The sequence below is a fragment of the Rhodoferax mekongensis genome (genome assembly GCF_032191775.1).
Lineage (GTDB): Bacteria > Pseudomonadota > Gammaproteobacteria > Burkholderiales > Burkholderiaceae_C > Allorhodoferax > Allorhodoferax mekongensis.
On sequence record NZ_CP132507.1, the window covers coordinates 1,055,595 to 1,080,274 of the forward strand.

24 protein-coding genes are annotated in these 24,680 nt (G+C 60.1%); 12 read left to right on the forward strand and 12 right to left on the reverse strand.

Annotated elements, in window-relative coordinates; all coding sequences use genetic code 11:
- Nucleotides 1–3 precede the first annotated feature (3 nt).
- Nucleotides 4–270 carry a TfoX/Sxy family protein gene (locus RAN89_RS05015; RefSeq protein ID WP_313868532.1) on the forward strand — a complete coding sequence of 89 codons (267 nt, stop codon included), beginning with the start codon at nucleotides 4–6 and terminating at the stop codon, nucleotides 268–270.
- Between the two features lie 17 nt (nucleotides 271–287).
- Here RAN89_RS05015 and RAN89_RS05020 read toward each other — a convergent pair whose 3' ends face one another.
- The 6 genes from RAN89_RS05020 to RAN89_RS05045 all read right to left on the reverse strand — a co-directional run bounded on the left by RAN89_RS05020 (nucleotide 288) and on the right by RAN89_RS05045 (nucleotide 6,284).
- Complete coding sequence (locus RAN89_RS05020; protein WP_313868533.1) at nucleotides 288–1,550, reverse strand: esterase/lipase family protein; 1,263 nt, start codon at nucleotides 1,548–1,550, stop codon at nucleotides 288–290.
- A gap of 13 nt (nucleotides 1,551–1,563) precedes the next feature.
- Nucleotides 1,564–2,394, reverse strand: a complete 831-nt coding sequence (locus RAN89_RS05025) for a pseudouridine synthase (RefSeq protein WP_428984495.1) — start codon at nucleotides 2,392–2,394, stop codon at nucleotides 1,564–1,566.
- Between the two features lie 286 nt (nucleotides 2,395–2,680).
- Nucleotides 2,681–3,193, reverse strand: coding sequence for a retropepsin-like aspartic protease family protein (locus tag RAN89_RS05030; protein ID WP_313868535.1), 513 nt, complete (start codon nucleotides 3,191–3,193; stop codon nucleotides 2,681–2,683).
- 18 nt (nucleotides 3,194–3,211) lie between these two features.
- The gene (locus RAN89_RS05035; RefSeq protein ID WP_087496189.1) at nucleotides 3,212–3,460 is read right to left on the reverse strand and encodes a DUF3297 family protein; all 249 of its coding nucleotides are present in this window, start codon (nucleotides 3,458–3,460) and stop codon (nucleotides 3,212–3,214) included.
- A gap of 38 nt (nucleotides 3,461–3,498) precedes the next feature.
- Entirely contained in the window at nucleotides 3,499–5,499 is a 2,001-nt protein-coding gene (locus RAN89_RS05040) for a putative bifunctional diguanylate cyclase/phosphodiesterase (protein WP_313868536.1), read from the reverse strand.
- 41 nt (nucleotides 5,500–5,540) lie between these two features.
- On the reverse strand, nucleotides 5,541–6,284 hold the full coding sequence (locus tag RAN89_RS05045; protein ID WP_313868537.1) for a Crp/Fnr family transcriptional regulator: 744 nt from the start codon (nucleotides 6,282–6,284) through the stop codon (nucleotides 5,541–5,543).
- 175 nt (nucleotides 6,285–6,459) lie between these two features.
- Between RAN89_RS05045 and RAN89_RS05050 the strand changes: the two genes are divergently transcribed.
- From RAN89_RS05050 to RAN89_RS05085, 8 genes are all read left to right on the forward strand, one after another.
- Nucleotides 6,460–8,412, forward strand: a complete 1,953-nt coding sequence (locus RAN89_RS05050; protein WP_313868538.1) for an AMP-dependent synthetase/ligase — start codon at nucleotides 6,460–6,462, stop codon at nucleotides 8,410–8,412.
- Nucleotides 8,409–9,194 (forward strand): ABC transporter ATP-binding protein, encoded by a 786-nt coding sequence (locus RAN89_RS05055; protein WP_313868539.1) that lies wholly within the window; start codon nucleotides 8,409–8,411, stop codon nucleotides 9,192–9,194. The genes RAN89_RS05050 and RAN89_RS05055 overlap by 4 nt, the downstream gene beginning before the upstream one ends.
- Before the next feature lie 11 nt (nucleotides 9,195–9,205).
- Nucleotides 9,206–10,135, forward strand: coding sequence for a branched-chain amino acid ABC transporter permease (locus RAN89_RS05060; RefSeq protein WP_300475648.1), 930 nt, complete (start codon nucleotides 9,206–9,208; stop codon nucleotides 10,133–10,135).
- Nucleotides 10,136–10,296: 161 nt separating this feature from the next.
- A complete protein-coding gene (locus tag RAN89_RS05065) occupies nucleotides 10,297–11,373 on the forward strand; it encodes a branched-chain amino acid ABC transporter permease (protein ID WP_313868540.1) in 1,077 nt (358 codons plus the stop codon).
- 58 nt (nucleotides 11,374–11,431) lie between these two features.
- Nucleotides 11,432–12,760 carry an ABC transporter substrate-binding protein gene (locus RAN89_RS05070; RefSeq protein WP_313868541.1) on the forward strand — a complete coding sequence of 443 codons (1,329 nt, stop codon included), beginning with the start codon at nucleotides 11,432–11,434 and terminating at the stop codon, nucleotides 12,758–12,760.
- A gap of 146 nt (nucleotides 12,761–12,906) precedes the next feature.
- Nucleotides 12,907–13,716 carry an ABC transporter ATP-binding protein gene (locus RAN89_RS05075; protein WP_313868542.1) on the forward strand — a complete coding sequence of 270 codons (810 nt, stop codon included), beginning with the start codon at nucleotides 12,907–12,909 and terminating at the stop codon, nucleotides 13,714–13,716.
- Between the two features lie 86 nt (nucleotides 13,717–13,802).
- A complete protein-coding gene (locus tag RAN89_RS05080) occupies nucleotides 13,803–15,056 on the forward strand; it encodes a phenylacetate--CoA ligase family protein (protein ID WP_313868543.1) in 1,254 nt (417 codons plus the stop codon).
- A 199-nt stretch (nucleotides 15,057–15,255) separates the two neighbouring features.
- Nucleotides 15,256–16,227, forward strand: a complete 972-nt coding sequence (locus tag RAN89_RS05085; protein ID WP_313868544.1) for a tripartite tricarboxylate transporter substrate-binding protein — start codon at nucleotides 15,256–15,258, stop codon at nucleotides 16,225–16,227.
- Nucleotides 16,228–16,261: 34 nt separating this feature from the next.
- Here RAN89_RS05085 and RAN89_RS05090 read toward each other — a convergent pair whose 3' ends face one another.
- Complete coding sequence (locus RAN89_RS05090) at nucleotides 16,262–16,591, reverse strand: DUF1840 domain-containing protein (RefSeq protein ID WP_313868545.1); 330 nt, start codon at nucleotides 16,589–16,591, stop codon at nucleotides 16,262–16,264.
- Nucleotides 16,592–16,668: 77 nt separating this feature from the next.
- Here RAN89_RS05090 and RAN89_RS05095 point away from each other — a divergent pair, with 77 nt between their 5' ends.
- Nucleotides 16,669–16,992: a polyhydroxyalkanoic acid system family protein gene (locus RAN89_RS05095; protein WP_313868546.1), complete on the forward strand. Its 324-nt coding sequence runs from the start codon at nucleotides 16,669–16,671 to the stop codon at nucleotides 16,990–16,992.
- Nucleotides 16,993–17,052: 60 nt separating this feature from the next.
- Here the strand turns inward: RAN89_RS05095 and RAN89_RS05100 are convergent, their stop codons facing one another.
- A complete protein-coding gene (locus tag RAN89_RS05100) occupies nucleotides 17,053–17,307 on the reverse strand; it encodes an acyl-CoA-binding protein (protein WP_313868547.1) in 255 nt (84 codons plus the stop codon).
- A gap of 135 nt (nucleotides 17,308–17,442) precedes the next feature.
- On the opposite strand from RAN89_RS05100, the gene RAN89_RS05105 reads away from it, so the two are divergent.
- Nucleotides 17,443–19,050 carry a wax ester/triacylglycerol synthase family O-acyltransferase gene (locus tag RAN89_RS05105; protein WP_313868548.1) on the forward strand — a complete coding sequence of 536 codons (1,608 nt, stop codon included), beginning with the start codon at nucleotides 17,443–17,445 and terminating at the stop codon, nucleotides 19,048–19,050.
- On the opposite strand, the gene RAN89_RS05110 is transcribed toward RAN89_RS05105, so the two are convergent.
- From RAN89_RS05110 to RAN89_RS05125, 4 genes are all read right to left on the reverse strand, one after another.
- A complete protein-coding gene (locus tag RAN89_RS05110; RefSeq protein WP_313868549.1) occupies nucleotides 19,051–19,833 on the reverse strand; it encodes a tetratricopeptide repeat protein in 783 nt (260 codons plus the stop codon). It lies immediately after the preceding gene.
- Nucleotides 19,833–20,489 (reverse strand): TetR/AcrR family transcriptional regulator, encoded by a 657-nt coding sequence (locus RAN89_RS05115; protein WP_087496204.1) that lies wholly within the window; start codon nucleotides 20,487–20,489, stop codon nucleotides 19,833–19,835. The genes RAN89_RS05110 and RAN89_RS05115 overlap by 1 nt, the downstream gene beginning before the upstream one ends.
- Nucleotides 20,490–20,492: 3 nt before the next feature.
- A complete protein-coding gene (locus RAN89_RS05120; RefSeq protein WP_313868550.1) occupies nucleotides 20,493–21,737 on the reverse strand; it encodes a patatin-like phospholipase family protein in 1,245 nt (414 codons plus the stop codon).
- 105 nt (nucleotides 21,738–21,842) lie between these two features.
- The gene (locus RAN89_RS05125) at nucleotides 21,843–22,451 is read right to left on the reverse strand and encodes a phasin family protein (RefSeq protein WP_313868551.1); all 609 of its coding nucleotides are present in this window, start codon (nucleotides 22,449–22,451) and stop codon (nucleotides 21,843–21,845) included.
- A 218-nt stretch (nucleotides 22,452–22,669) separates the two neighbouring features.
- Between RAN89_RS05125 and RAN89_RS05130 the strand changes: the two genes are divergently transcribed.
- The gene (locus tag RAN89_RS05130; protein ID WP_313868552.1) at nucleotides 22,670–24,670 is read left to right on the forward strand and encodes an SDR family oxidoreductase; all 2,001 of its coding nucleotides are present in this window, start codon (nucleotides 22,670–22,672) and stop codon (nucleotides 24,668–24,670) included.
- Nucleotides 24,671–24,680: the final 10 nt, after the last annotated feature.

Below are 24,680 nucleotides of genomic sequence, written 5' to 3' on the forward strand. Positions count from 1 at the left end.
CCCATGGTCAACCACCTTGCCCATCTGCCCAATCTGGGCCCCAAGTCACAGTCGATGCTGATCGCCGCAGGCATCCACACCGTGGCGGACCTGCGTCGCCTGGGTTCGGTGGCGGCTTACCTCCAAGTCAAGCGCCAAGTCGGCAACGCCAGCTTGAACCTGCTTTGGGCGTTGGAGGGTGCGATCAGCGGCCTGCATTGGCAGGAAGTCGCCCGCCAGCACCGCACCAGCCTGCTGCTGGCCCTCGAAGACGCAGAGCGCCGTGCTTGAGCGGCGTTGGGACAGGCTCAGGCCAACCAATTGACCAACAGCTCTCGTACCACGGGGCTGCTGAGCAATTCCATGTGGTTGAGGCGGTACACCACGGCTTGCCGGTTTTTGGGGAAGTGCAGCGTACGGCCGGCATCGTCGTGCCGGCCTAGAGCGCTGTGCAGGGGTACCAAGCCGTCGCCCACCAGGCGCTCGGCCAGCAGGCTGCGCGGTTTGGCTACGGTGGCGGCCACGGTGTAGCAGTCCACTCCCCCGGGCAGGGGCAGGTGGGTGCGCCGGTCGGGCTGGCGTCGGAAGCGGTCTAGGCCTTGCCAGTCAGACTCCAGGACCAAACCATAGCGCAGGTCAGTGATGCCGGCACTGCGCAGCTGCCCCAGCTTGGCCAAGGGGCGTGAATACGGCGTGCTGCCCAGCACCACATCGACCCAATTGCCCGCCCGCTCCAGCGGCGCTCCGTGGTGGGGCGTGCCCAAAAACACCATGGACTTCAGCAGGGCTCGCCACGGAGCTGCGTTTGCTTCCGCGGTGGCGCAGGCACTGCGTGCCACCAGCCCGCCCATGCTGTGCACCAGCACGGTGATGCTCTCCACCGCCACAGGCCACTGGTCCACCAGCTCGCCGAGCTTTTCTGACAACGCTGCACCATTGACCGAGATGTGCAAGCCGGTGTTGTAGCGCACAAAAACAGGGGTGTAGCCATGGGCTTGCGCCAGTGCGGCGGCGTGGCTGGTGGGGGTGCCGTCTGCCGCTGCATGTTCCCACTGCAGATCGTTCATGCACAGGCCGTGCAGCACGATCAGCAGCTTGCCGTTGACGGCATTTTTGGCGGGAATCTGGTCGGGTTCCAGCACAGCGCCGTTAAAGCGCAAGCTCATCGGCGTGGCCAGCGGGTTGCCGGTGGCGGCCAAGTGGTCGCCCAGCACGCCGTTCAGTGCAGCCACCACGGCGGCACGTTGGGGGGATTCGGGGGGCTGGGCCTCGGTGCTTTCCAGCAAAGGGGTGAGGGCGCGCAAGGCGGCGTCTGCCGACTTGCCCACCAGGGTGGTGATGCCGCGCACTGCGCTGTACACCCAGCCGGTCAGGCCGGTGGCTTGCGGGTGGCTGCCTGTTTGCGTGCTGCTGATGTCGCCCCGTGCGCCCAACGTGCCAAGCACCGACTGGTGCACGCCTTCGGCCATGCGCGCTACTCCCAAGGTGGCCTGGGTGGCCAGTTGGGCTGCGCCCCGCAGGTCTGTGGCGATGGCTTTGGCGAAGACCTTGGTGCGGGGCGGTGTGGGCATAGGCGCCTTGTATTTAAAACTTTTCGTGCGGCTGCAGGTAGCGCCACTGGCCCACCGGCAGATTGCCCAGCATGACCTTGCCCACGCGCACCCGCTTCAAGCCCACCACCTTCAGGCCGACCAGCTCGCACATGCGGCGAATCTGGCGCTTCTTGCCTTCGGTCAGCACAAAGCGCAGCTGCTCCGGGTTTTGCCATTCCACTTTGGCGGGCTTCAGGCGCTGGTCGTCCAGGCTCAGGCCGTGGCGCAGCAGTTGCAGCTTCTCGGGCGGGAACACGCTTTGCACATCGCTGGTGACTGGGTCGTCATCGTCCAGGCGAATCAGCTGTTGAGGTTTGCCTCGTCCGGCCAATGCAGGGTAGGTGGCCGCAGGCGAGTTGGCCGCACCGGGGTTTTCCACGCCGGTGTAGGCGACGCGCACCAGGTATTCCTTTTCCATCACTGAGTCTTCGCCGATCAGCTGGCGGGCCACGCGGCCGTCTTGTGTCAGCACTAGCAGGCCGGTGGAGTCAATGTCCAGCCGGCCGGCGGGCACCAGGCTTTTGAGCTGGCTGCCGTGGAAGAAGAAGCGCGCGTTGTCATCGCGCCAGCGGTTCTGGGGCTGGATGAGCTTGATGGCGGGCTCGTGCCCGTCCTCGGCTTGCCCGCTCACGATGCCCAGCGGCTTGTTCAGCAGGATGGTGACCTGGTTAGCCTGCTGGCCCTGGGCTTGCTTGTCGATTTCGATGCGCACATCGGGCAGCACCTGCATGCCCATCTCGGCCACTTTTCCGTTGACCTTGACCCAGCCTTTGGCTATCCACTCGTCTGCTTCACGGCGCGAGGCCATGCCGAGGTCGGCCATGCGTTTGTTCAGCCGCACCGTGCCGCCGGCGCCATGGGCGGCGGTGTTACTCTGGCCTTGGGGAATGGCGCGGTTGCCCGGCGCGCGGGATGCGACGGGAGGCGGTGCACGGCGTGCGCCGGTGGGGGCTGCTGCCTCCTGGGCGGGCGGTGGCGCGCGGCGCAGGACGGGGCGGGGAGGAGTCTGATCGGTCATGGTGCGGTTGCTATTATTTTGAGAGCTGCTCGCGCACATTCCATGAGCGCTAGAGGCAGATTTTGCTACTAAATGGCCTGGCAGGCCAGCATTAGCGGGGTTGGAGGACCATATGGTCTTTGTGGAGCGTGATGTCGAACTTGGACAGGAAGGACTGGCCCAGGAGCGCTTCGTCGTCCTCCCCTCCGTGCAGGCCCACACCCATCTTGATGTTGCGCGCTTCCACCGGGCCGATGGAAAGGCTCGCCCCCTCGACCACGCGCCCGGCGCGGTCCCCGTTGGCGGTCCGGAAGGTGGTCGGGGTGCCACCGGTCAGCCCGGCCTTGCGCGCAAACGCTTCGCTCACCGTGACCAGCGACGCACCGGTATCCACCAGAAACGTGACTTCTACGCCCTGGATGCGGCCTGGGGTGTAGAAATGTCCGTCCAGGGCGCGCGGGATGATCAGGTCGCCATTGGCCAGCACTTGGGCCTTTTTGGGCTGCAGGTAGACGCTCATGCCGGCATACAGCAGGCCCATCACCACGCACCAAAAAACGATGAGCGGAATCAGCCCCATCTGGCGGGGCGCTGCAGCGTCCCCATCCCGGTCTTGAGGGCCCATCACCAAGCAGTGGCTGTGTTAGCGATAAAAGGCTTCAACCTTGCCCTTGAGCTTGATCAGCAGGGGCTTGCCTTTGCGGTCCACCGTCTTGCCGGCGGGCACTTTGATCCAGCCTTCGCTGACGCAGTATTCCTCCACGTCCATGCGCTCTTTGTCGTTGAAGCGGATGCCGATGTCGTGCTCGAACACGGCAGCCACATGGTGGGGGCTGCGGGGGTCGATAGACAGGTGGTCGGGCAGGGCGGGGCGTTCAGTCGTGTTTGTCATGGCCTGTATTTTCTCATTCCCGGACGGTTGGCTTCGCGCTATGCCCGCACTCTCTGTACAAAAGCTGCGGCGGGCAAGGGTTTTGCAAACAGATACCCCTGGTATTGCCCAATGCCCTGGGCCTGCACCCACTCCAATTGGGCCGGGGTTTCCACCCCTTCAGCCACGATGTGCAGTTGCATCAGCCGGCACATGGACACGATGAGCTCGGCCACCGGGCGGTTGGCCTCGATGTCCTGCACAAAGGTTTTGTCCACCTTCAGCACTTGAATCGGAAAACGGTTCAGGTAGGCCAGGTTGGAGTAGCCCGTGCCGAAGTCGTCTACGCTGATGGAGAAGCCCATGCGCCGCAAATCGTCCAGCGTTTCGTGGGTGTGGGGCGCCACTCCGAGCAGCATGGACTCGGTGAGCTCCAATTCGAGGCGCGCGGGCTGCGCCGCAGTGGCGGTGACGATGCGGGCCAAGCGGTTCAGCAGCTCCGGGTCACGGAACTGGCGGGGCGAGAGGTTGACGGAAATCTTCAGGTCCAAGCCTTCACGGGCCCACTGCACTTGCTGCCGCGCAGCCTGCTCAAACACCCAGTCGCCCAAGGCGTTGATCATGCCCGTGCTCTCGCAGGTCGGAATAAAGGCGTCCGGCCCTACCAGCCCGCGCTGCGGGTGGTTCCAGCGGATCAGCGCTTCCGCCCCGCGCACCTGGCCGGTGGCCACGTCCACGCGTGGCTGGTAGTACAGCTCAAACTCCTGCCGCGTCAGGGCGTGGCGCAGTTCGGTTTCCAGCTCCAGCCGCTGTTGCACGCGCTGCGCCATGGGCGACTCGAAGATGTTGAGGGCGTTGCGGCCGCTCTCTTTGGCGCTGTACATGGCGAGGTCGGCATTGCGCAGCAGGGTATCCAGCTCCTTGCCGTGCTCGGGATAAAAGCTCACACCCACACTGGGCGTGACGATGACTTCCGCACCATGGATATGTATGGGTTGCGCGACCGTGCTGCTGAGGCGCCTGCGTACCAGGTCGACTTCTTCGCGGATGTTGTGGGACACCATCAGGATGAGGAACTCATCTCCACCCAGCCGGGCCACCATGTCGCTGCTGCGGGTGATTGCCCGCAGGCGCTCGGCCACCTGCACCAGCAGGGCGTCACCCGCCGCGTGGCCCAGGGTGTCGTTGATGTCCTTGAAGTGATCGAGGTCGATGTAGATCAGTGCAGCCTCGGTAGCGCCTTCTCCCATGTCACGCAAGGTGTCGGCAAAGCGCTGCATCACATGGCTGCGATTGGGCAGGCCGGTCAGGGAGTCGTGCCGGGCGAGGTACTGCGAGTGGTCTTGCGCATGTTTGATGGCGGTGACATCGACTTCGCTCATGAGCACTGCGTCGCGCCCGGTTACCGCATCGCGGCACAGGCGGACCGACACCTCGTGCCAGCGCAGATTGCGGGTGGTGTGGGCGGGCAGTGTCAGTGTGGCTTCACCATGCAGTTCCAGCATGGCCAGCATGCGCTCCAGCGCTTCCATGTCCTGAAAGCGCTCGGCCATGCGCATGTTGAGGTTGGGCACCGATTCGCGCGCAGCCGGGTTACGGTAGAGCACCACGCCTTCCCGGTCATACAGCGTGATCATCACATCGGTGTGCAGCAGGGCCTCTACCGAGCGCAGTGCCTCGGGACGGTCCGGCTCAATGATGCGGCTTTCGCACAGTATGGCCATGCGCCCGTCTGTCAGGCGGATGCCGCTGAGCTGCATGTTCATGGACACCGGTACGCCGGCGGGGTAGATGGTCCACTGCTCGCTGAAGCTGGCGCCGTGCTGCGCAAAGTCGCTTTGGTATTGCCGCAGCCGTTTGGCAACCGAGGCGGACATGTCCGCCCCCATATCGCGGCTGCACAGCTCGGGCAGTCCCTGCGCGCGCCAGAGGGTGAGTGCCGCATCGTTGGCCCAGTGCACCCGGCTCTTGTCGATGTCGAACACCCAGATCGGCAGGCTGATGCGCTCCAGCAAGCGGAAGTGCTGCCTGCGTGCCTCCAGCTCTTCGCTTGTCAGCATAGTGGTTCCCTGTTGTTGGCTCGTATCTTAGAGGAGGGGCATCAGGGCAGCTGGCGGGTGAATACTTTGGAGCGCAAGGCTTGTAAATCCAAGACACGCAGTCCGCCGTATTCCACCTTGATGAAGCCTTGCGCCTCCAGGGCGTTGAGTGCTTCATTGACCCGTTGGCGCGAGAGGCCGGCCAGGTACGCCAGCTCCTGCTGGGTGATGCGCAGCACCTCCCCGACGCCGGGGTACAGCACGGGGTTGAACAGCGAGGCCAGACTGCGGGCGACCCGGATGTCGGGGTTGGTCATGCGGTCGATTTCGCGTGCAGCGATGAACTGACCCAGACGCTCATTGAGCTGGTTCATCACAAAGCGGTTGAAAGCAATCGAGTGGTCCAGTAGCCAATGAAAGGTATCCACATGCAAACCGGCGACCAGGCTCTTGCGCAGGGCCTGAATGTTGTAACGGTAGGTCTCGCGCTTGAGTGCAGTGCCCTCACCGAACCAACCTCCGGGCGGAACACCGGTGAAGGTCATGGTCTGGCCTTCTGCGTTGTCAGTGCTCATCTTCAGCAGGCCGTCAATCACGCCGAACCAGTAGGTCACCGGGCGCCCCATGCGGCACATGTATTCGCCCGGTGCGGCCTCTGCAATGCGCAGGTCATCGACAGCGCGTTCCCGGTCGGTGGGGGCCAGCAAGTGCAGCCACGGAATGGCGTCCAACTCAGCGTCAGTCAGGGGGCGACGACGCTGGTGCAGCGTGGCGTCAGAGGCGTGTGCAGTGCGTGTGTGGGGCATGGTGAAAGCTTCATGTAACCCGCGTGTAAGTTGCCGTTCAGCGAAGGGAAAACACCTACCGAGATTCGTCTGAATTGTCGTCCAAACGACAACCTGACGTCAAACGCCGTCCTACCATTCGCCCCATACCAAAGTCCGCGACCAGCATGCAGCGGGCATAACGAGGTGACACGCAATGGGTACGCACACGACATTTCCGCAGCTTCTGCTGCAGCACGCGAGTCAGCGCCCGCAGGCCGCTGCCATGCGCGAAAAGGAATACGGCATCTGGCAATCACTGAGCTGGGGTGACCTGGCCGTGATGGTGGAGCATCTCGCCGCCGGGCTGCATCAAGCAGGTTTGCAGCGCGGTGACCACATGGTGGTAGTGGGCGCCAACCGCCCCCGCCTGTACGCCACCATGCTGGCCGTCCAAAGCCTGGGCGCTGTGCCTATTCCGCTCTACCAGGATGCTGCATCCCCTGAATGCGTGTTTCCTATCAATAACGCTGAAGTGCGCTTTGCATTCGCTGAAGACCAGGAGCAGGTCGACAAGCTGCTGGAGGTGCGCGACCAGTGCCCGCAGCTTCAGTACATTTACTTTGACGACCCCCGCGGCCTGCGCAATTACGACCAGCCCGGACTTGCCGCGGTGGATGAGCTGTTGGCTGCGGGCAAAGCGTTTGCCGGACTGCACCCCGCTTTTTTCAAGAGCGAGGTGGGGAAGATAGTGCACTCCGATGTCGCGGCCATGTTCTTTACTTCGGGCACCACCGGCAACCCCAAGGGCGTGGTGCATACGCACGACTCCTTGCTCAACCGGGCACGTGCAGGCGCTGAGTTCGACAAGCTCACGAGTGCCGAGGAAGTGCTGGCGTACATGCCCCCCGCATGGATCGGCCAGAACATCTTCAGCTACGCCCAGTGGTTGTCCTGTGGCTATGTGGTGAATTGCCCTGAGAGCAGCGCGACGGCCACTATCGATCTGAAAGAAATCGGCCCGACCTATTACTTTGCGCCGCCAAGGGTGTTTGAGGGCATGCTCACCAGCGTGATGATCCGCATGGAAGATGCGGGCCGCATCAAGCGCAACATGTTCCATTACTTCATGAACGTGGCCAAGCGTGTGGGCCCCGCGTTGATGGATGGGCTGGAGGTGTCGGGTGCAGACCGCGCCTTGTATGCCCTGGGCAATGTGTTTGTGTATGGCCCCTTGCGAAACACCCTGGGTCTCAGCCGCGTGCGCGTGGCCTATACCGCCGGTGAAGCCATCGGCCCGGACCTGTTTACCTTCTACCGCTCCATCGGCATCAACCTCAAGCAGCTCTATGGCTCGACCGAGACCGCAGTGTTTGTGTGCCTGCAGCCGGACAACCAGGCCCGCGCCGACACGGTGGGCATTCCCTGCGAAGGCGTGGAGATCAAGGTGGCTGAGAACGGTGAGATCCTGGTCAAGTCGCCCGGCCTGCTCAAGGAGTACTACAAGAATCCAGCGGCGACTGCCGAGGTGTTGACGGCTGACGGCTGGTACCACACCAGTGACGCAGGCTTCATCGATTCGCACGGCCACCTGAAGATCATCGACCGCGTCAAAGACGTGGGCCGCCTCAAAGGCGGTGCGTTCAACGATGCGATGTTTGCTCCCAAGTACGTGGAGAACAAGCTCAAGTTCTTCCAGCACATCAAGGAAGTGGTGGCTTATGGCGATGGCCGAGAGAAGGTATGTGTGCTCATCAACATCGACTTTGATGCCGTAGGCAACTGGGCTGAGCGCCGCAATCTGCCGTATGCCGGCTACACCGATCTGGCCCAGAAGCCACAGGTGTACGACCTGATCAAAGAGTGCGTGGAGAAGGTCAATGCCGACCTGAGCGAGGATGCGCTGCTTGCTGGCAGCCAGATCAGCCGCTTCCTGGTGCTGCACAAAGAGCTGGATGCAGACGATGGTGAATTGACCCGCACCAACAAGGTCCGCCGCGGCTTTATTGCTGAGAAGTACCAGGTGTTGGTGGATGCACTGTACGAGGGCAAGACCAGCCAGTTCATCGAGACCGTGGTGAAGTTTGAAGACGGCCGCACCGGCAGCGTCAGCGCCACGCTGCGCATCGAAGACACCAAAACCCTTGCCCCCGTAAAGGCTGCAGCATGAGCGATAAAAAGATCGGCGACGTCATTCTGGACGTCAAAAACATATCCTTGCGTTTCGGTGGCTTGAAGGCGCTGACCGACATCAGCTTCGATGTGCGGGAACATGAGATTCGCGCCATCATCGGCCCCAACGGCGCCGGCAAAAGCTCGATGCTGAACTGCATCAACGGGGTCTACTCCCCGCAGGAAGGGGCCATCACTTTCCGCGGGCAGCAGTTCAAGCACATGGACAGCCACCAAGTGGCCACCATGGGCATAGGCCGCACCTTTCAGAACCTAGCCTTGTTCAAGGGCATGAGCGTGCTGGACAACATCATGTCCGGGCGCAACCTCAAGATCAAAAGCAACATCCTGATGCAGGCCCTGCGCATCGGCCCGGCCGAGCGGGAAGAGATCCAGCACCGCGAGGCGGTGGAGCGCATCATCGATTTCCTGGAAATCCAGGCCTACCGCAAGACGCCTGTGGGTCAGCTGCCTTACGGCCTGCAAAAGCGGGTCGACTTGGGTCGCGCGCTGGCGATGGAACCCCAAGTGCTGTTGCTCGATGAGCCCATGGCCGGCATGAACGTCGAAGAGAAGCAGGACATGTGCCGCTTCGTGCTCGATGTGAATGATGAGTTCGGCACGACGGTAGTGTTGATCGAGCACGACATGGGCGTGGTGATGGACATCAGCGACCGCGTGGTGGTGCTGGACTACGGCAAAAAAATCGGCGATGGCACCCCGGACGAAGTGCGCAACAACGCAGACGTGATTAGCGCCTACCTCGGCACCAGCCACTGAAAGAAAACACCATGGCTTTTTTCCTTGAAACCTTACTCGGCGGCCTGATGGCCGGCATGTTGTATTCGCTGGTCGCACTGGGCTTTGTGCTGATTTTCAAAGCCTCAGGCGTCTTTAACTTTGCCCAAGGTGCGATGGTGCTGTTTGCCGCTTTGGCGATGGCGCGCTTCGCGGAATGGATTCCGGTGTATCTGGGCATCACTTCCCCGGTGGCGGCCAACGTGCTGGCCTTTGTGGGTGCGGGCGTTGTGATGTTTGTGGTGGCCTGGATCATTGAGCGCCTGGTATTGCGCCATCTGGTGAATCAGGAAGGCACCACCTTGCTGATGGCCACCCTGGGTATCACTTACTTCATGGAAGGGCTGGGCCAAAGCATCTTCGGCAGCAGCATCTACAAGATCGATATCGGCATGCCCAAGGACCCGGTGATGATTCTGGAGAGTACCTTTGAAGGCGGCATCCTGATCAACAAGGAAGACTTTTATGCCGCCATCATCGCTGCTGCACTGGTGGCCCTGCTGAGCGTGTTTTTCCAGAAAACAGCAACGGGCCGCGCCCTGCGCGCCGTGGCGGATGACCACCAGGCGGCGCAGTCCATCGGTATTCCACTCAACCGCATCTGGGTCATCGTCTGGTGCGTGGCCGGTGTGGTGGCCCTTGTGGCCGGAATGATCTGGGGCAGCAAGCTGGGCGTGCAGTTTTCACTGACTACCGTGGCCTTGCGTGCGCTGCCGGTGGTGATTCTGGGGGGGCTCACCTCGGTACCCGGTGCGATCGTGGGCGGCTTGATCATCGGCGTGGGCGAAAAGCTGTCCGAGGTGTACCTCGGGCCTTATGTGGGTGGCGGTATTGAAATCTGGTTCGCCTATGTGTTGGCGCTGGGCTTCCTGCTGATCCGGCCCCAAGGCTTGTTCGGCGAAAAAATTATTGACCGCGTATGACTTTCAATTTGCATCCATCTCTGCGCTCCATCGCGCTCATTCGGTGGCAGGGCGGTAGTGCGCTTTGCGTAGGTCAAGGAGGAGCCCGCAAAGCGGGCGGAGGACACGGAGCAAAGTGCGCTGCCGTCCTGACACTCAGCCAAAAGACTGCGAGATAAAAAATGTTCTACAGAGAAAACGGCCAATTCAAAACCACCTACCGTGCGGACCAGCAGATATTTCCCATTCTGCAAGACCGCATGGCCATCGTGGCCCTGTTGCTGGTGGGCTTTGCGCTGGTGCCCATGTTGGCCAGCGACTACCTGTTCCGGGCGATTCTGATTCCCTTTTTGATCTTTTCACTGGCCGCTGTCGGCGTGAATATTCTGGTGGGCTTCTGCGGCCAGATTTCGCTGGGTTCCGGCGCTTTCATGGCGGTAGGGGCCTACGCGGCCTACAACTTCTTTGTACGCATTGAGGGCATGCCTTTGTTGGTCGCGCTGCTGCTGGGTGGCGTGAGCTCCATGCTGTTCGGCATGGTTTTCGGGCTGCCCAGTTTGCGCGTCAAGGGCTTGTATCTCGCGGTGGCCACGCTGGCGGCGCAGTTTTTTGCGGACTGGATGTTCTTGCGCATTCAGTGGTTCACCAACAACTCGCCGTCTGGCTCGGTGTCGGTATCCAACTTGCAGGTATTCGGCCTCTCGCTGGAGTCTCCCATGGCCAAGTACCTTTTTTGCCTGACGCTGCTGGTGCTGATTGCCTTGCTGGCCAAAAACCTGGTGCGTGGTGCCGTGGGGCGTGAGTGGATGGCGATCCGCGATATGGACGTGGCGGCTGCGGTGATCGGCATTCGCCCCATGTACGCCAAGCTGAGCGCGTTTGCCGTCAGCTCTTTCATCGTGGGTGTCGCCGGTGCCTTGTGGGGCTTCATTTACCTCGGCGCCTGGGAGCCAGCGGCCTTCTCGGTGGACCAGTCGTTCCGACTGCTGTTCATGGTGATCATCGGCGGCATGGGCTCCATCATGGGCAGCTTCTTCGGTGCGGCTTTCATCGTGGTTTTGCCCATCTTCTTGAGTCAGTTCCTGCCGGCCTTGGCTGGCCTGTTCGGATTTGAGATTTCCACAGCCGCTGTCTCGCATGCCGAGCTGATGGTGTTCGGCGGACTGATTGTCTGGTTCCTGATCGTCGAGCCCCATGGCCTTGCCAAGCTGTGGTCCATCGGCAAACAGAAATTGCGTTTGTGGCCTTTCCCTCACTGAGGGCGGGTCAGGTTCCGTGTTTTCCCCGTGCTTCAACCACTTATTACAGGAGAGACAAATGAAGCTTTCTAAACTCGTACTCGCAAGCACTCTGGTGGCTGCCGGTGCATCCGGCCTGATGGCAGGCAATGCTTTCGCGCAAGCCAAGGAGCAGTTCATTCCGGTGCTGTCGTACCGCACCGGGCCCTACGCGCCCAACGGTGTGCCATGGGCCAACGGCTATGTGGACTACATCAAGCTCACCAATGCCCGCGGCGGCATCAATGGCGTGAAATTCAGCTTTGAAGAATGCGAAACCGGCTATGACACAGCCCGCAGCGTGGAGTGCTATGAGCGCCTGAAGGGCAAGGGGGCATCGTTTGTGCAACCCCTGTCCACTGGCGCTACGTTCGCGATTACCGAAAAAGCACCTGCGGACAAGATCCCTGTGGTGACAGTAGGCTATGGCCGTAGTGAAAGCGCGGATGGTTCCGTCTTCAAGTGGAACTTCCCCATTGCCGGAACTTACTGGGTGGCTGCAGATGCCATCATGCAAGCCATCGCCAAGAAGGAAGGCGGTTTCGACAAGCTCAAAGGCAAGAAGATTTCGCTGGTCTACCACGACAGCCCGTTCGGCAAAGAGCCTATCCCCTTGTTGCAAGAGCGTGCAGCCATGCACGGCTTCAACCTTACCCTGTTGCCCGTGACGGCCCCCGGCGTGGAGCAAAAGGCCACTTGGCTGCAGGTGCGCCAGAACCGTCCTGACTACGTGGTCCTGTGGGGCTGGGGTGTGATGAACTCCACCGCCATCAAGGAAGCACAAGCCACCGGCTACCCCCGCGAAAAGATGTACGGCGTGTGGTGGGCCGGTGCTGAGCCGGACGTCAAGGACGTGGCCGACGGCGCCAAGGGCTACAACGCCGTGACCATGCAGCACGGTGCCGAACCCAACTCCAAGTTGGTCAAGGACGTGATGGCCATGGTGCACGGCAAGGGGCAGGGCACCGGACCGAAAGAAGAAGTCGGCCAGGTGCTCTACATGCGCGGTGCCATGAGCGCCATGCTGGCGATCGAAGGCGTGCGCGCTGCACAAGACCGCTTCGGCAAAGGTAAGGTCATGACCGGTGAGCAGATCCGTTGGGGTCTGGAGAACCTGAACCTTACCCAGCCCAAGCTGGATGCACTCGGCTTTGCCGGCGTGATGCGCCCCATCAGCACCTCGTGCATGGATCACATGGGTGCGTCCTGGGCCCGTATCCATACCTGGGACGGCACGAAGTGGCAATTCACCTCAGATTGGCTGCAAGGCGATGAGCAAATCATCAAGCCCTTGGTCAAGACTACCGCTGCCAAGTACGCCGCAGAGAAGAAGCTGACTGCCCGCACACCTGCGGACTGCCAGTCTTGATCTGCTGTGCAGATCAAGACGGCAGTTTTGCTGTCCTGACTGCACCCTCCCCAACCCCTCCCGCTGAGCGGGAGGGGAAGCGGCCCTGACGGGCCGCCAATCGACAGGCTTGCTGCGCAGGTCTGTCGATTGGTAAAGGCGAACCTATGGAACCGAAAAACATCGTTCTCAACGTGAATGGCATTGAGGTCATTTACAACCACGTCATTCTGGTACTCAAGGGGGTTTCCCTTCAGGTGCCCGAAGGCGGCATCGTGGCCATCCTTGGGGGCAATGGGGCGGGCAAAACGACGACCTTGCGAGCTGTGTCCAACCTGTTGGCGGGCGAGCGGGGTGAAGTCACCAAGGGCAGCATTGAGCTGCGCGGTGAACGCATCGAAAACCTGAGCCCTGCCGATCTGGTGCAACGCGGTGTGGTGCAGGTGATGGAGGGGCGCCATTGTTTTGCCCACCTGACCATCGAAGAAAACCTGTTGACCGGCGGCTACACCCGCAAGAGCAAGGCCGAGGTGGCGGCTAACCTCGAAAAGGTCTACAACTACTTCCCCCGCCTCAAAACCCGCCGTACCAGCCAGGCGGCTTACACCTCCGGTGGTGAGCAGCAGATGTGCGCTATCGGCCGCGCGCTCATGGCCAACCCCAGTATGGTGCTTCTGGATGAACCCTCCATGGGCCTGGCGCCACAGATCGTGGAAGAGGTATTTGAGATCGTGAAAGACCTCAACGCCAAAGAGCGGGTCACTTTCCTGCTGGCCGAGCAGAACACCAACATGGCGCTGAAATACGCTGACTACGGCTACATCATGGAAAGCGGTCGTGTGGTGATGGACGGTGCGGCAGAAGATTTGCGTACCAATGAAGACGTCAAGGAGTTCTACCTCGGCATGGGTGGCGGTGAACGCAAGAGCTTCAAGGATGTGAAGAGCTACAAGCGCCGCAAGCGCTGGTTGGCCTGATGTCTTGATAGAAAAGTGCTGCTGGCGCCCGTTGAATGTGCGCGAGTAGCTCCTGAAATAATAGCAAATCAGCTGACGGAGAGCCTATGACCCCCGCCTACGACGCCCTGGAAATCCGTTCGCAGGCCGAGCGCGATGCTGCCCACATGTCGGCACTTCCCCGGCAGGTCGCCCACGCGCAGCAACACAGTCCGGCGTTTGCCTCCATCCTGCAGGGCGTGGACGCTGCCAGCATTACCGACCGTGCGGCACTGGCGCGACTGCCGGTGACCCGCAAATCCGAGTTGCAGGCGTTGCAGCAGGCTGCGCGCCAACAGGGCGGAAACGTGTTCGGTGGTTTCAGTGCCATTGGGTTCGGCAGCGCCATGACCCGCGTGTTTGCCAGCCCGGGCCCCATTTATGAGCCCGAAGGCACAGCGCGCGATTACTGGCGCATGGCTCGGGCCATCTACGCGGCGGGCTTTCGTCCCGGCGAGCTGATTCACAACAGCTTCAGCTACCACTTTGTGCCCGCCGGCTCCATGATGGAGACAGGTGCCCATGCCTTGGGGTGCACGGTGTTTCCAGGCGGCACCGGTCAGACCGAGCAGCAAGTTCAGGCCATGGCCGAGTTGCAGCCTGCCGGCTACATCGGCACGCCCAGCTTCCTGAAAATCATTCTCGAGAAGGCGCTGGAAATGGGCGTGGCCCTGCCCACCGTGCGCAAGGCCATGTTCGGTGGCGAGGCGTTTCCACCATCGTTGCGTGACTGGTTCACCGCCCACGGGGTGGATGGTTACCAGTGCTATGCCACGGCGGATTTGGGTCTGATTGCCTACGAGACCACTGCGCGTGAAGGGTTGGTGCTGGATGAGCAGGTGATCGTGGAGATCGTGCGGCCCGGCACCGGTGACCCGGTGCCCGAAGGTGAAGTGGGCGAGTTGGTGGTGACCAGTCTGAACCCGGACTACCCCTTGATCCGTTTCGGCACCGGCGACCTTTCAGCGGTTCTGGCCGGGCAGTGCCCGACCGGGCGTACCAACACCCGCATCAAAGGCTGGATGGGGCGTGCCGACCAAACCACCAAGGTGCGAGGCATGTTTGTGCACCCCAAGCAGGTGGATGAAGTGGCCAAGCGTTTCCCTGAAGTGCACAAGGCCCGTTTGGTGGTCAGCGGTGAAATGGCCAATGACCAGATGACCCTGATGCTGGAGGTTGCAGGTCAACCCGAAGGCCTGGCGCAGCGTGTGGCGGATGCGGTGCGCGATGTGACCAAGCTGCGTGGGGATGTGCAACTGTTGTCTCCGGGCAGCCTGCCCAATGACGGCAAAGTCATCGAAGACGCACGCAGTTACCGCTGAGCTGGAGGCCCGCTGTTGCGGGCCTCAGGGTTTTCCCGAGCTGTTGAACACCACAGTTCCCCCCCGCGCCGGACCCGATAACCTTGCTTCTGCGGGAATGCTCATTCTCATTTTTAATAGCCCCGCGAGCTAGGTGCTTACCACATGACACGGTCACGTGGGGCGGGCTAGACTGCATCCATTAACCAGGAGACAAACCATGAAAAAACTACTCGTTGCGACGGCGGCCATGTTCTCGATTTCCGCCTTCGCACAGGCATATCCCTCCAAGCCCATCACCATCGTGGTGCCGTTTGCTGCCGGCGGTCCCACCGACCGCGTAGCCCGCGACCTGGCTGAATCACTGCGCAAGCAGCTGGGTGATGTGAGCATCATCATCGACAACGCAGCGGGTGCAGGCAGCTCTATCGGCTCCAGCAAAGTGGCCAAGGCCGCGCCGGACGGCTATACCCTGCTGTTGAACCACATCGCCATGGGCACCATGCCCGGCTTGTTGCGCAACATGCCCTTCAAGGTCGAGTCTGACTTCGAATATCTGGGCATGATCAACGATGTGCCCATGACCCTGATCGGCAAGCCCGACCTGCCTGCCAAGACCTACAAGGAACTCACCACCTGGATCGGCCAGAACGTCGGCAAGATCAACCTGGGTAACGCCGGTATCGGTTCTGCGTCTCACCTGTGCGGTTTGCTGTTCCAGAACGCCATCAAGGTCGACATGACGACCGTGCCTTACAAAGGCACCGCCCCTGCGATGACCGACCTGATCGGTGGCCAGATCGACCTGATGTGCGACCAGACCACCAACACCAGCCAGCAGATCGAAGGCAAGAAAGTGAATGCTTACGCGGTCACTACTGCCAAGCCTTTGACGACCGCTGCTTTGAAGAGCCTGCCCACACTGCAAAGCCAGGGTCTGTCCAACTTCGAAGTGACCATCTGGCACGGCCTGTATGCCCCCAAAGGCACACCCGCTGACATTCAGGCCAAGCTCAACACCGCTTTGAAGGCGGCGTTGAAAGATGCTGATTTCATCAAGAAGCAAGAAGCGCTGGGTGCCGTGGTGGTGACTGACAAGCGTGTCGAACCTGCGGAGCACAAGAAGTTCGTGGCGGCTGAAATCGCCAAGTGGACCCCCATCATCAAGGCCGCCGGCGTCTACGCTGACTGATCTGGCCTGAAACCTGTCTGACCCGCTCGCCGGGTCAGACACCCCAAGTGATGTCCTTGCCCGCAGCCATGCTGCGGCGGGCCATGTCCAGCAAGGGCGTGGCCCGTTGGCGCAAGCTCACACCGGTCGGGGTCGTGTCTTCCCCTTTTTCTTGTGCCTCCAAGTCAGCTTGGGCGCGTTGGGCCTCCTCTTTGGCGATGGCTTCTTCGAGCGCGCTGATGGCAACGGGCATGTCTGCAGCCAGCAAGATGCCTTTGCGCAAGCTCTCTTCGCCGGTGCGCCCCCACAGCGCCAGAATCTGCCGGCCATTGGGTTCCAGCATGATGACGTCGCTGGCTACTTTGGATTTGAATTTGTAAAGCATGGCGGAGCCCGCAGTGGTTTTATGATGCCGTTCACTGCAAATGCAGCACCCACAGCATACTGACAAGAGGAACACCCATGGCGGACTTACACATACTGCGCGAACACAGCCTGGGCTTTGCTGCTGCGCGCAAAATTGCCTTTCAGTGGGCCGAACAGGCTGAACAGGATTTCGACATGGAGTGCACCTATGTCGAGGGCGAGGGGCTGGATGAAGTGATCTTCAAGCGCTCGGGAGTTAGCGGCATGTTGCAAGTGAGCGATTCGAAGTTCGAACTCAGCGCCAAGCTCGGCTTTTTGCTCGGGGCTTTCAAAGACAAGATTGAGGCAGAGATTGTCAAAAACCTCGATCAACTGCTCAAGCCCAAAGCGGCTGCCAAATCCGGGGCGAAAAAAAAATAGCGTGATGTGCTACTTTTTTGATAGCTGCCCGCACATGCTGCGCGGGCGCCAAGAGCTGATTTAGCTCAAGGATTCGATCAGGTCGATGTACTGCTGCATGGCGTCATCGTTGCTGGTGCCTTTGAAACCATTCCAGGCATCCCATTTGGCACGGCCCACCATGTCGGCGAAACCGGGCTTCTTTTCGGTGTTGTCACCCGCAGTGGCTTGCTTGTAGAGGGCGTAAATCTTGAGTAGGGTGCCGTTGTCAGGGCGCTCGCTCAGGTTTTTGGAATTGGCAACAGCGGCTTCGAAAGCGGCTTTCAGATCGGCCATGGTTTTCTCCGTTCGGGTTTGTGCAAGGAACTAGGGGGAACACCCAATGCAAGCAGGTGCTTCACCCGTATCTTAAGCGGCGTTTTGCCCCCAGAATAGGCGTTCGCCCCCATACCTGTTCTGTCCGGAGAATCCATGGTCACCCGCGTCATTGCAAAGAACGTTGCCGACAAGGCCCGCAACCCCGTATCCAATGCGGCACCCTCCGTGGCACCGGTTGCCAAGAAGGTGGTGCGTCGGACCCGCAAGTTAGCCGGAGCCGTGCAGAAAAATGTGGCGGATGCCGTGATCGGCACCCTGGGCCTGAATGGCGAACGCATGTCCAAGGTGGACACGGCCTGGTTGCGCATGGATTCCAGCTCCAACCTCATGATGATTGTGGGCGTGTGGGTCACCCAACCCGGCTTGCCACTGGCAGACCTGAAGCAGCGTGTGGAAGATCGGCTGTTGAAGTACCCCCGGTTCAAACAGCGCGTGGTGGAAGACGCTGCCGGGGCCAGTTGGGTGGAGGATGCCAACTTCGATATCGACCGGCATGTGGTAACTGAGACATTGGCCAAAAAGCCGCGCGGCCGCGAGCAGGAGGCCCTGCAGGAGCGACTGGCTGCCCTGACCATGGAGCCGCTGGATCGCAGCCGGCCGCTCTGGCAGTTCCATTTGGTAGAGAACTACAAAGGCGGTTCTGCCTTGATGGTGCGCATTCACCATTGCATTGCAGATGGCATTGCCCTGATTTCAGTAACCCAATCCTTGGTGGACGGCGGCAGCCCGCCACCGCAACGCCGCAGCAAACCTGAGCGTGCCCAAGGGCTGGATGGCGCAGAGGAGTGGTTGAGCGACGCCTTGCTCAAGCCCCTGACCCACATGGCCGTGAAGGCCTTGGGAGCGGCCGGGGATGGCGCGGTGAAGTCCATGTCGCTGTTGATGGAGCCGCAGAAGGGCATGGAGTCGGGCATGCACAGCTCGGTCGACATGGCAAAGATGGCCTACCAGGTGGTGAGTGACTTGGCCGCTTTAGCTTTGATGCCCGACGATTCGCCCACGCGGCTCAAAGGGCAGCCCGGGCATGCAAAGCGTGTGGCGTGGTGCGCGCCCTTGCCGCTGGAAGAAGTGAAAGCGGTGGGCAAGGCCTTGAATTGCTCCATCAATGATGTGTTGCTGAGTTGCGTGGCGGGTGCGATTGGAGAGTACTTGCGCGAGCAAGGCGATGCGGTAGCCGGCAAGGAAATCCGCGCCATGGTGCCGGTGAACCTGCGGCCACTGGAGCATGCCTACAAGTTGGGCAACCAGTTCGGCTTGGCCCCTCTGGTGCTGCCCATTGGCCTGGAAAACCCGGTTGAGCGGGTGTATGAAGTCCGCACCCGCATGCGAGGCCTCAAGGGCAGCATGCAGCCTCTGCTGGCCTTCGGCCTGTTGGCGGTGGCAGGTTTGCTGATCAAGCCTGCCCAGGATGCCCTTTTGAGCCTGTTCTCCAAAAAGACCACGGCTGTCATGACCAATGTGCCGGGTCCGCGCGAGAAGCTCAAAATCTGCGGCGCCACGATTGAGGAAAACCTGTTCTGGGTGCCCCAGAGCGGATCCGTGGGCCTGGGTGTGTCCATCCTGAGTTACGGCGGAGGGGTACAGTTCGGCGTGGTGACGGATGCGACCTTGTGCCCGGATCCCCAGAAAATCATCGACCAGTTCGAGCCGGAATTTGCCAAGCTCTCCATGCTGACGCTGATGTTGCCCTGGGGCGACTGATCAGCTCGCCAGTTCGGCCTGAACTTGGAGCACCCCAAGGTGCTCCATCGCGTCCAGAGGCTGTACGGCTGCAGCTTGTTCATAGAGGCACATGGCCTCGGATTCAAACTGCTCGATATCGAGCATGAGCAAGCCACGTGCGTATTCAGTCAACGCGATGGCAGCGCGTGGAATGAGCGCCAAGCCCGTGCGGAAATGGTGCAAGGCGGTTTCGCGCTTGGCGCCATAAGTTATGTTGCCGATCATGGCGCCCACCTTGTCGATCACCTCGGCATGGAACGAGCCCAATGCAATATGTGCATCTGCATGGCGCGGGTTCAAAGCGATGGCGGTTTCGAAAGCAGTTTTGATTTTTTCGCCATAACCCTTGACAAGCGCTTGCGCCACACTGGTGCTCTGGCTGTAGCGGCCCAAGGCATAGCCATAAAAGTAGTGCGCATTGGGGTTGCCGGGCTCTGCCGCCATGTGGGCTTTTGCGCGCTCTGCGGTATCGAAATACAAATTCAAGCGGGCGGCTTCGTTGCGCTCCAAGTAGTCCGCTTGGATCAGGCACGCCTTGTTCATCACGGCGTAGCCGGCCGGGCCTAGCAAACGCCCTGCGCGGAACGCTGCTTCGAACTCGCCGCAGTGATACAGGACCCAAGCCTGCAACACCTCGGGGTCTAGGGGCAGGGGTTCCTGATCACCATCGTGCAGGCGCGCCCAGTGGTTTTGCAGGTTCTCGCTGTCAAACAGGTGCTGATGCACGTAGGGGAAAGGGTCCCAGACCGGAGTGTCGTGCATCAGGAGCTGGTGTAGGCACCGCTGAGTTGCAGCAAATGACTGCGTTGCTGGGCTTCAAGGTAGGGGACCAGAAGGTTGAGCACATGTTGACCGCCGCGCAGCAAGGCAGCTTGCGCGCTTTCCGGCTCCAGGGCGTTGCGCGGGTCGCGCACATATTCAAAACTCAGCCAGTACGTGAGGACTACCACCATGCTGGTGGCAGTGGGCTCCATTTCGCGCACATCCATGCGCAAGGCGCCTGCGCGAGCCATGGACTCGAGCATGGCGCGTATTGAGCGGGTTTTGTTCTTCAGCACGCTTTGGAAGTGGGTTTCCAGACGCCTGTTTTTGCTGAGAAGGTCGTTCAGATCGCGGTACAAAAAGCGGTACTGCCAGATCAGCTCGAACAGCGTGTGCATGAAAAACCAGGCGTCTTCCACATCCCGGACGTTGTCACTGGCGTTAAGCACCTCGTTCAGTGAACGTTCGTAGCGGTCAAACAGGGAGTTGATCAGCTCGTCTTTGGCCGGGTAGTGGTAATACAAATTCCCCGGGCTGATGCCGAGTTCTGCCGAAATCAGCGTGGTCGATACATTCGGCTCCCCGAAGCGGTTGAATAGCTCCAGGGTGGTTTCCAATATCCGCTCGGCAGTACGCCGCGGCGCTTTTTTAACCATGGGTCAGTGCCTCAGCAGTGTCTCGTGGCGAACCACGTGTGAAAGATCTTCCATAACGTCCTGCAATGTACCCAAGGCTTGCCCCAAACGGGAGGGGGATTTCCTCGGGGCGCACAGGTGGCGCTTGGGGTCGTCCAGCACATCATGCCGCAGTTGAATGCCATGGCGGTGCAGTTGTGCGGACAAGCCCGTTTTGCGAGAGCGAAGCAGTTGACGGGTTTGCTGGTACGCGTGCTCGGCGAGTTGCCTGCGTTGGGCGTAGCTGAAAGTGTTGGCCAGATACAGCTCCGGGTCCCGATGGTCCGGTTCGATCAAAACGATGTCAGTGTCAGGGTATGCATGGGCATAGTGTTTCATGCCCAGCTCCATGCGAGAGTGGATCATGGAGCGGAAAGTCTGACTCAATACCGCCGGCAACCCGCCATCCACGATACGCGGGATGTTGCGCTTTTCTGCCGGGATGCCGGCTTGCATGATCCGTTTGTATTGGGGTGCCGTTGCGTCGAAGGGCACCAAGGGATTCAGGCAAATCAAGAGGTCTGCCCCTTCGTCAAGCGCCACCGAGGCGTGCATGGTCTTCTTCATCGCCCCATCCACGAAATACTGGTCATCAATGGCAACTGGCGGAAACAGCCCCGGCAAGGCAGAGCTGGCTTGCACGGCTTTGGAGATGGAGATGTGATCCCATCCCTTGCTTCCGAATGCGACCGCTTCTGCACTGTCCAAGTGGGTGGCGACCAACGTGAGCTTGCAGGCCAGTTTGCGGAAATCGTTGGTGCGGCCGTCCTGGCTGAACAGTCTCGAGAGTTGTGTATCCACTTGGCTGTTGGAGAAGACGCCGGTCGGCAATGCGGGGGCTAACCGTTCCAGCGCCCGAATGGCAGTAGTGCGTCGCGTCAGCATGTCCCAACCCACTGAAGCCAGCAGGCCCGGCAACATGATGCCGCGCCGCGCCCATTCGTCATACGCAGGCTGCATCAGCCAGGCGGGATCAAAGAAGTCGTTGGAGTCTGCATCCCCTTCAATGAAGGACGCGCAGAGCTGGTGGGGCGTTAAGCCGTTGGCAAGGGCTGCAGCGATAAAGCCGCCAGCAGAAACGCCTACGTAGTGGTCCAGATGATTGAAATCCAAGCCGGCCAAAGAGTCGTGTAGAGCACACAGAGCGCCTACTTCATAAATGGCCCCCAAAGGACCGCCACCAGCGAGTGCCATGGCGATTCGGGGCTTTGTTTGTCGGGCTGCCTTCATGGGGGAAGTGTAGTGTTCAGATGAGGGTATTCATGCTGCGATGCAGCAGTTTCTACGGGCGTAAAAAAGGGCGCCTTTGCGCCCTTGTTCTACCGCTTTGAGCGATCAGTTTTGTGGAGTCGCGTTGCCCTCTGCAGGCACTACCGGCGCTTTGCTCATCGTGGTTTTTTTGCTAGCAGCCTTTTTGGCAGCGGGTTTGGAAGTGGTGGCTTTCTTGGCTGGTGCCTTTTTGGTCACGGCTACTGGCGCAGGCGCGGCCTTCTTCGAGGGAGCTTTTGCGGTTTTGGTTGCCGCAGGTGCTTTGGCAGACAGCTTTTGGACGGTCTTGTTGAGTTCTTCGATGCGCTCAATCAAGGCGCTCACGTCCTTGGCGGAGGGAACGCCCAGCTTGTTCAGGGCTTTGGCGACGCGTTCTTCAAAGATGTTTTCCAACTTATCCCACTGACCGGTGGCTTTGCTGGTGATGTCGTTGGCCATGGTGGACATTTTGGCAGTGGCTTCGTTAATTTTGCCTTCGGCCGCGGCTTGTGTTTTGCGCTGGATGCTCACGCCTTCCTTGACCAATGCTTCGAATGCCTTGCTGCCTTCTGCCTGAGCGCGGGTGAAGGCGCCCAAGCCGGCTTGCCAGATTTGTTGTGCAGAGTCCTTGACCGAAGACGACAACGGAGTGCCGGTAGAAGGAGAGGATTTGCTTTTTTGGATTTTCTTGACCATGAGAACTCCTGATGAGTGTGTGACAGGGTGCACAAGCATATCTGCACCGGCTTGATGCTTACTCTAAGGCCTGTCATGCAGTCTGTGTAGGTGGGCGCCACTAAGGAAAACGCTGAAAGCGTTCCACAATCGCGCAGTCATACGAAAGACTTCGCGGGTTTACGATGAAATCCGCAGCGCCAAAAACCGTCAGAATTATTCGATTAACAGGAGCATGTATGCGGTATTTCGTCACAGGGGCTACAGGGTTTATCGGCAAACGTCTAGTGAAAAAATTGTTGCAGCGCAAGGGTGCGACAGTGCACTTCCTGATTCGCAAAGAAAGCGAAGATAAAGTCGCCGACCTGCGTGAGTTCTGGGCGGTGTCCGACGCCAAATCGGCGGGGCGGGTTGTCCCGGTATTCGGTGATCTGACGGGCAAGAAGCTGGGCGTTAGTGCAGACGCCATCAAAGCCCTCAAAGGACAAGTTGACCACTTCTATCACCTCGCCGCGGTGTATGACTTGGAGGCTGACGAAGAGTCGCAAATTGCCGTCAACGTCGAAGGAACCCGGAATACCGTGGAATTTGCCAAGGCTATCGATGCAGGGCACTTCCACCATGTGTCTTCGATCGCAGCTGCAGGCCTGTATGAAGGCGTATTTCGTGAAGACATGTTCGATGAGGCGGAGAACTACGAACACCCGTACTTCATGACCAAGCATGAAAGTGAGAAGATTGTTCGCAAGGAATGCAAGGTTCCTTGGTCGGTGTACCGCCCGGCCATGGTGGTCGGCGACAGCCAGACCGGTGAAATGGACAAGATTGATGGGCCGTATTACTTTTTCAAACTGATTCAGCGCATGCGGCAGTTGCTTCCGCCATGGATGCCGTCCATTGGTTTGGAAGGGGGGCGGGTCAACATCGTCCCCGTAGATTTTGTCGTTGATGCTTTGAACGTTATCAGCCACAAGCAGGGCATTGCCAAGCAGTGCTACCACTTGGTGGATCCGGTGGGCTACCGGGTAGGCGACGTACTGGACATCTTCAGCAAGGCGGCCCATGCCCCAAAGATGAATATCTTTGTGAATGCCGCCCTCTTGGGATTCATTCCACGCAGCGTGACAAAGAGTCTGATGGGACTCGCGCCTGTACGTCGGGTTCGGAACGCGATCATGAAGGACCTGAGCCTGCCGGAAGACATGCTCACCTTTATCAACTACCCCACACGCTTTGACTGCCGTGATTCTTTGGCGATGTTGAAGGGTTCTGGCGTTGAATGCCCCAACTTGAAAGACTACGCATGGCGTTTGTGGGATTACTGGGAGCGCCACCTGGACCCCGACCTGCATATCGACCGTTCCCTGCGCGGAACCGTGGGCGGCAAAGTGGTGTTGGTGACTGGGGGCTCATCGGGCATCGGTCTGGCAGCTGCGCACAAGTTTGCCGAGGCTGGCGCGACTACGATCATTTGTGGTCGGGACCTGGACAAGCTTGAAGAGGCCTGTAAGGAGGCCAAGTCAAAGGGCTACAGCTTTGTTGCCTACCCGGCGGATATTGCCGACATGGCGGACTGCGACCGGTTTGTGAAAGTGCTGATCGAGAACCACGGGGGCGTGGACTTCCTGATCAACAACGCGGGCCGCTCCATCCGCCGCGCTATCGAGTCTAGTTACGACCGTTTTCACGACTTTGAGCGCACGATGCAGCTCAATTACTTCGGATGTCTGCGCGTGACCATGGGCTTGTTGCCGGGTATGGTGGCCAAGAAAAAGGGGCACATCGTGAACATCAGCTCGATTGGCGTTCTGACCAATGCGCCTCGCTTTAGCGCCTATGTGGCATCCAAAGCCGCTTTGGATGCTTGGACCCGTTGCGCATCCAGTGAGTTCGCAGACCAAGGCATCAGCTTCACCACTATCAACATGCCCTTGGTGCGCACACCGATGATTGCGCCAACGGGCATTTACAACAATGTGCCGACCTTGTCCCCTGAACAAGCTGCCGACATGGTGGCGGATGCCTGCATCAGCAAACCTGTGCGAATCGCCACGCGTTTGGGTATCACCGGGCAGGTAATGCATGCCCTAGTGCCCCGCATCGCCCAGATCGCCATGAACACCAGCTTCCGTATGTTCCCTGATTCCTCCGCGGCCAAGGGTGCCAAGCCAGGGGAGAAGGCGAAGTTGTCACCGGAGGCGATTGCGATGCAGCAAATGATGCGGGGGATACACTTCTGATCGATTGGGG